Below are 1,837 nucleotides of genomic sequence, written 5' to 3'. Positions count from 1 at the left end.
ACCACTGCCAGTCAGGGAAACTCTTCAGGTAATGTTTGAAAAGCTTCTTCGCCGCTGAACCTTTATCTCCCTTGCCGGATACATGATAGAAGCGCCCTCCCCGGGTCAGGTGCAGACCCTCTTTGGTAAGCTGCTTTTCAAACAGCTCTAATGCCTGAGCACTGTCTTCCCAGATCAGAGGTTCACTGGCTTTTCGGTCTGCAGCCAGTTTAGCCTCCTCCAGACTGAGCCCGGAGAGATCGGCAATTTCACTATGACTGCAGTCACCAAAGCCCCTGAACCGAAAGCCATAGTGTTCGCGAAACTGTTTCAACACCCTGCGGATCGCCCTATAGGGCTGTCCATGGAAGTAATGGGTATTCTTGTCAGTATCAGACGACTGAAAGTAGTTAGCCGGGATGGTGGTAATCATTCCATTTTCGGTAATAAATGGATGATCCAGAGCCATTTCCAATTGCAGAGGCAACACCTCACTGAGGGTTTTGCTGGTATTGAAAACAACCGGAATATTTTGCTCTTTCAAACGATCCAGGGCAGGTTTGGCCGCTGCCCAGCTGTAGCTGTCATGATCGAGCAGAGTGCCATCCAGATCGGAAAATATCACCAGCTTCTTCATCGCCTTTTTGCTGTTGAACATCGGCTTAAACTCTGTCCAGGCGTTTTTGGTAGATGGCATTGGTGGCCTCGACAAAACCACTGACGCTGCCACAATCAAAGCGTTCACCCTCAAACTTACAGGCGATGACACAGCCTTGTCTGGCCTGAGTCAGAATGGCGTCAGTCAACTGCACTTCACCGTTTATTCCGGGTTCAGTATGCTCAATGATGTCGAAAATATCCGGCGTCAGGACATATCGTCCAATCACTGCCAGATTACTGGGTGCTTCTGAAGGGTCTGGTTTTTCCACCATATCGGTTACACGGATCAGGTTATCACTCAGGGCTTCACCGGCAATCACTCCATACTTATCGACTTCGGATTCGGGCACTTCCTGAACAGCCACAATGGTGCAACGAAATTGTTTGTAGAGATTGACCAGCTGCGACATCACTAATGGACCACCGTCGTTAACACAAAGGTCGTCGGCCAGCACTACACCAAAAGGCTGGTCACCCATCAGGGTTCTTCCGCAGAGAATGGCATGTCCAAGACCCTGCATCTGATTCTGACGAGTATAGGAAAAAGTACAGGCCGCCATCACTTCGCGAATCGTCGAAAGTTTTTCTTCTTTGCCGCTGCCGGCTATTTCGGCTTCCAGCTCATAGTTGATATCAAAATGATCAGGAATCGCTCGCTTGTTTCTGCCATTCACAAACCCCAGGTCAGTCAGACCTGCCAGCATGGCTTCTTCCACGCCATATTGAATCAGGGGTTTATCAACAATAGGCAGCATCTCTTTGGGCATAGACTTGGTGGCAGGTAGAAAGCGGGTTCCATACCCTGCTACAGGAAACAGACACTTTTTAATCATATTATTGCTCGTCTTGTTGAGAAGTTTTCCATCTCGTCAGACTTGAAGCAGAAGTCGTGCCAACTCAGAAAACCACCCGCCGACCTCCCATAGTGGCATGACTCCTGCTGCAAAGAAGGCATAGCACTAAAAAACATTGCCAAAGGGGAAGATGTATCGTGCAAAGTTATCCTAAAGCCTTCGATGCTTTTCATCAGGCCATGACTCAGCTTTTGATTCTCCCTTACGGACAGGAAGCGGGCGAGATAGCCGCCAGAATTGTCCGTCGGGTTCAGCATCATCTCCATGAAAATCCTCCCCAAACAGTCTCAGGCTGGTCAGAACAGGATATCTTTCTGATCACCTATGGCGACACCCTCTATGAC

At 49.1% G+C, this 1,837-nt stretch carries 2 protein-coding genes and 1 pseudogene; 1 reads left to right on the top strand and 2 read right to left on the bottom strand.

Annotated features, from left to right (window positions below; genetic code table 11):
• Window positions 1-637, bottom strand: a 637-nt coding sequence (locus KDK16_RS12825; protein WP_257276423.1) for a mannosyl-3-phosphoglycerate phosphatase, incomplete at its 3' end; no start/stop codon positions are given.
• 4 nt (window positions 638-641) lie between these two features.
• Window positions 642-1,472 (bottom strand): UTP--glucose-1-phosphate uridylyltransferase GalU, encoded by an 831-nt coding sequence (galU, locus tag KDK16_RS12820; protein ID WP_257252468.1) that lies wholly within the window; start codon window positions 1,470-1,472, stop codon window positions 642-644.
• A gap of 158 nt (window positions 1,473-1,630) precedes the next feature.
• Between galU and KDK16_RS12815 the strand changes: the two are divergent.
• Window positions 1,631-1,837: pseudogene (locus KDK16_RS12815) on the top strand (alpha-amylase); the annotation flags it as partial.

This window comes from Endozoicomonas sp. SESOKO4 (assembly GCF_024606275.1).
The sequence above is the reverse complement of the archived record's forward strand: the minus strand, read 5'-3'. Positions and strand labels throughout refer to the sequence as shown.